Annotated in this window: 3 protein-coding genes; 2 read left to right on the forward strand and 1 reads right to left on the reverse strand. The window is 56.3% G+C overall.

The genetic code is table 11. The annotated features are described in order from the left end of the window. Positions 1-249: 249 nt before the first annotated feature. The gene (gene rmuC, locus B3Z49_RS01285) at positions 250-1,761 is read right to left on the reverse strand and encodes a DNA recombination protein RmuC (RefSeq protein WP_296987662.1); all 1,512 of its coding nucleotides are present in this window, start codon (positions 1,759-1,761) and stop codon (positions 250-252) included. A 514-nt stretch (positions 1,762-2,275) separates the two neighbouring features. Between rmuC and acs the strand changes: the two genes are divergently transcribed. Beyond that, positions 2,276-4,219 carry an acetate--CoA ligase gene (gene acs, locus B3Z49_RS01290; RefSeq protein WP_296987665.1) on the forward strand — a complete coding sequence of 648 codons (1,944 nt, stop codon included), beginning with the start codon at positions 2,276-2,278 and terminating at the stop codon, positions 4,217-4,219. Positions 4,220-4,420: 201 nt separating this feature from the next. Next, positions 4,421-5,268: isocitrate/isopropylmalate family dehydrogenase (locus B3Z49_RS01295; RefSeq protein ID WP_296987666.1), on the forward strand; the 848-nt coding region annotated here is incomplete at its 3' end.

Consider the following 5,268-nt stretch of genomic DNA (forward strand, 5'->3'; position numbering starts at 1 on the left):
GTCTTGATCTCATCATTCACTTCCTCGACCGGTTCGCATTCCTTTTTCAGGCGCGGGTCTGGAACGATAAGAATTTCACGCAGGGCCATGGGTCTCTGATCCGGTTTCGAACTTGATGCAATATATGATTATAGCGAATTTCGCGCTTCGAGATAAGGTTTCCCCACGCCCAAGTCAAGCAAACAGCCCGATTTGCGCGTGATGGCTGCCATGTCGCGCACAAGGGATCTGCGCCCAAACCGGTTTGGTTTAATCCTTGGCGTCTGGCGTCGCATCATTTGGCCCGGCCAGCAATTCCGTCTTGGTGATTTCGCGCACATGGGTTTCCGACGGGGACGGTTCCTCGATCATGCGGTCATCAGAGACGATATGCTTTTCCTTGAGCTTGCGGGCCGACACCAGAACCGATCCTTCGAGAGACCCCAGCGTCTTGTTGTAATGCTTCACCGTACTTTCAAGCGATTTTCCCATCGATGAGAAATGCTTGGCAAGCGCGCCGAGACGGTCATAAAGCTGCAAGCCGATTTCACTGATATCACGTGCGCTTTCGGCCAACGCTTCCTGTCGCCAACCATATGACACGGCCTTAAGCAGGCCCAGCAACGTCGTCGGTGTTGCCAAAATCACCCCGTCGCGGAAGCTGTCCTCAATCAAACGCGGGTCGCGTTCAAGCGCGGCCGAGAAGAAGCTTTCACCGGGCAGGAACAGCACAACAAATTCCGGACTGTCGACCGACTTCCAGTATGATTTTTTCGAAAGATCCGTGATCACCTTGCGCACGTTGGTGACATAGGTCGCCATCAAGGCTTCGCGGCGATCGTCGTCATATTTCTCGTCAATCGCCTCAAGATAGGCCGATGTCGGGGCCTTGGCATCGACCACGATATTCTTGCCGCCCGGCAGGTGAATGACCATGTCGGGTTTCTGAACACCTTCGTCGGTGTTGAAGTGCACCTGTTCGTCAAAGTCGCAATGCTTGAGCATCCCGGCCAGTTCGACAATGCGCTTGAGCTGCAATTCGCCCCACTTGCCCGACACCGACGAACTGGACCGCAGGGCAGAGCTCAGCGTCTGGGTTTCCTTGGACAATTTGTGTTGCGATTGCACCAGGGTCCCGACCTGCTCACGCAGCTCGCCGTAGGCTTCCTTGCGGTTTTTTTCAAGTTCATTAACCTTTGTATCAAAGGCCTCAAGCCGTTCCCGGATGGGTTTTACGATCCCGTCAATGGCCTGCTGGCGTTTTTCAAGATCGCCCTTGGCCCCTTCCTGCAGGCGGGAAAAGTTTTCGCGCGCCAGCTTCATGAATTCGTCGTTATTGACCTTAAGCGCATCGGACGACAGCGCCTTGAAGCTATCAAGCAGCTTGGTCTTGGCATCTTCAAGCATCTCGAGCTTTTCCTTGGCCGCCTCGCGCTCTTTCTCAAGCGCTGTCTCAAGCTCGGACCCCTTTTCGCGCCAGTGATCAAGGGCGGTGCGAAGCTCCTTCATCTCGGCTTCAAGCACCGGCACCCGGTTGGCCGTGGTTTCGGCAATGGCGCGCTTTTCCGATGCCTCGGAAAGCTTTTCACGCATCTGGGCGACCTCGGTCGCAAGATCACGCCGGGTATTGTCCGCATGTTCAAGCTGGGACGCCAGAAGGGCTGTGCGCGACTCCGTCTCGGCCTCTGCGGCATCCTTGATGCGCTTGACCATCATGATGCTAAAGACAAGTGCCAGAACAGATGCGCCAAGCGCCCCTGCTGCCAAAGAAATCGGATCCATTATCCCACCATTTGATTACGTGCTGGCTTCTTTGTATCTGTTTTGTTCCGTCAAATCCAGAACCGAACCAAGCTGGTCCCACATCCGCGCACGGAAAAAATGTAATCGGCTTCACTGGCGAAGCCCGGAATTTCAGATATATTTCAATTGGATAAGGGAACAAAACCAAGGATCGGCACCCAAGGCGGCCAAAGACGACGACCACGCCGGCTGTTGCGGCAAACGTACACCCACCAACCCGCACCCGGTGAGGCCCGCCCCCGTCTTAAGTTGTATTCCCTCAATACTCTCTGCGCACTAGCATAGGGCGCAAGCGACAGGAGTAGCTTTGCCGTGCCCGCCCCCTTTGAACGGGACCGATCACACACCGGACCGGGCAGCGTGGCAAAGCAGGTTCTGAACCGCACCGAAATTACTGCATCGGACGGATGCCTTTTTCGAGCCCGTTGGAAAAGTCATCGAAAGCACCCCGGTGCCGACCTAGAGACCACAGGAAACGAACAAGAGGCCACATATGTCTGCGAACGTTTATCCCGTACCTGACGACATCGCGAAGGGCGCTTTGATCGACAAGGCAAAATACGACGCCATGTACAAGCAGTCGGTCGAAGACCCGGAAGGCTTCTGGGGCGAACACGGCAAACGCGTTGACTGGATCAAACCCTATAAAACCGTCAAAAACGTCAGCTACGACGCCAAAGACCTCTATATCAAATGGTATGAGGACGGGACGCTCAACGTCGCGGCCAACTGCCTTGACCGTCACCTTGAAAAGCGCGGCGACCAAACCGCCATCATTTTCGAGGGCGATGATCCCAACGTCTCCGAACACATCACCTATCGCGATCTCTATGAGCGCACCTGCCGTTTCGCCAACGCACTGAAATCGATGGGCGTTGCCAAGGGTGATCGCGTTGTCATCTATCTGCCGATGATCCCCGAGGCCGCGGTTGCCATGCTGGCCTGCGCGCGTATCGGCGCAATCCATTCCATCGTCTTCGGCGGTTTCTCGCCCGAAGCCCTTGCTGGCCGTGTCGAGGATTGCGGTGCGAAAGTCGTCATCACCTCTGACGAAGGTCTGCGCGGTGGTCGTTCGGTCCCGCTGAAACGCAATGCGGATGAGGCCCTGTCGCATCCGGGTGTGAAATCGGTCGAGAAAATGGTCGTCGTCAAGCATACCGGCAAGGACGTTGCCTGGAACGATGCCCGCGACGTCTGGTATCACGAAGTTTGCGAAGCAGCCTCAACCGACTGCCCGCCGACCGAAGTCAATGCCGAAGACCCGCTGTTTGTCCTTTATACCTCGGGTTCGACCGGCAAGCCGAAGGGTGTTCTGCACACCTCGGGCGGTTACCTCGTCTATGCATCCATGACCCATGAATATGTCTTCGACTATCACGAAGGCGATATTTACTGGTGCACGGCCGATGTTGGCTGGGTCACCGGTCACAGCTATATCGTTTATGGTCCGCTGGCCAATGGTGCCACGACCCTGATGTTTGAAGGTGTGCCGAGCTATCCGGACGCATCGCGCTTCTGGCAGGTTTGCGAAAAGCACAAGGTCAATATCTTCTATACCGCACCGACCGCGATCCGTGCCCTGATGCGCGAAGGCGAAAGCTTTGTGAACAAGGCTGATCTGTCCAGCCTGCGCATTCTTGGTTCGGTGGGTGAACCGATCAACCCGGAAGCCTGGGAATGGTATTACGAACATGTCGGCAAAAAGAATTGCCCGATTGTCGATACCTGGTGGCAGACCGAAACCGGCGGCATCCTGATTACACCGCTGCCGGGTGCGACCGACCTGAAACCGGGTTCGGCAACGCTTCCGTTCTTTGGTGTTCAGCCAGCCCTTCTGGACAACGAGGGCAAGGAACTGACCGGCGCAACCGATGGCAACCTTGTCATCAAGGACAGCTGGCCGGGCCAGATGCGTACGGTCTATGGCGACCATGAACGCTTCATCCAGACCTATTTCAGCACGTTCAAAAACGTCTACACCACCGGTGATGGTGCGCGTCGTGATGATGATGGCTATTACTGGATCACCGGCCGTGTTGATGACGTGATCAACGTATCGGGTCACCGTATGGGCACCGCCGAAGTCGAAAGCGCCCTGGTCGCCCATTCCAAGGTGGCCGAGGCCGCCGTGGTTGGCGTTCCGCACGACATCAAGGGTCAGGGCATCTATGCCTATGTCACGCTTAATGCCGGCGAAGAACCGACCGACGAGCTGCGCGCCGAACTGGTCAAATGGGTCCGCAAGGAAATCGGCCCGATCGCAAGCCCGGACTTCATCCAGTGGTCGCCGGGACTGCCGAAAACCCGTTCGGGCAAAATCATGCGCCGCATCCTGCGCAAGATTGCCGCCAACGAATATGATCAGCTTGGCGATACCTCGACCCTTGCCGATCCGGGTGTTGTCGATGACCTGATCGATAACCGCCAGAATCGCTAAGGCCTGAATTCCGGCGCCGATAAGTCTCCAGATACCCTTACACGGAAAGGCCCCTGCCAATGGTGGGGGCCTTTCTTGTATCCGGGCTGCAACCCGGACTGTAATCCGGATCGCTTCCGGGGCTCGACGTAACGCCGTATCAAGGCAATAATCCCCAAACTGAAAAGCCACCAAAAACTCACATCAGCGGAGAACAGCACCGTGACACGCCCCACCCATAAAATCGCAGTCATCGCCGGCGACGGCATCGGAACCGAAGTCATGCCCGAAGGCATCCGCGTGCTTAAGGCCGCCGCCGAAGTGTTTGATCTCGATCTGGTGTTTAATGAATTCGAATTCGGATCGTGCGACTACTATCAAAAGCACGGCCAAATGATGCCAGATGACTGGCGCGCTCAGATCGAACCCCACGATGCGATCTTCTTTGGTGCGGTCGGCTGGCCTGAAACGGTGCCGGACCATATTTCGCTGTGGGGATCGCTGATCATGTTCCGGCGTGACTTTGACCAGTACGTCAATTTGCGCCCGGCCAAACTGATGCCCGGCGTGCCATCCCCCCTTGCCGGTCGCAAACCGGGTGATATTGATTTCTATGTCGTGCGCGAGAACACCGAAGGCGAATATTCCTCGGTCGGCGGCAAGATGTATCCCGGCACGGACCGTGAAATCGTCATTCAGGAAACCGTCATGTCGCGCACCGGCATTGATCGCATCCTGAAATACGCGTTCGAACTGGCCAAGAAACGCCCGTGCAAACACGTGACATCCGCCACCAAATCAAACGGCATTTCGATCACCATGCCCTATTGGGATGAACGCGTGATCGAAATGGCGAAAAACTATCCCGACGTCACCTGGGACAAATACCATATCGATATTCTGACCGCCCAGTTTGTCATGAACCCCGACCGCTTTGACGTCGTCGTGGCATCGAACCTGTTTGGCGATATCCTGTCTGACCTTGGCCCGGCCTGCACGGGCACGATTGGCATCGCGCCATCGGGCAACATCAACCCGGAACGCAAATTCCCCTCCCTGTTCGAACCGGT

It is taken from the genome of Thalassospira sp. UBA1131, assembly GCF_002311515.1.
Lineage (GTDB): Bacteria > Pseudomonadota > Alphaproteobacteria > Rhodospirillales > Thalassospiraceae > Thalassospira.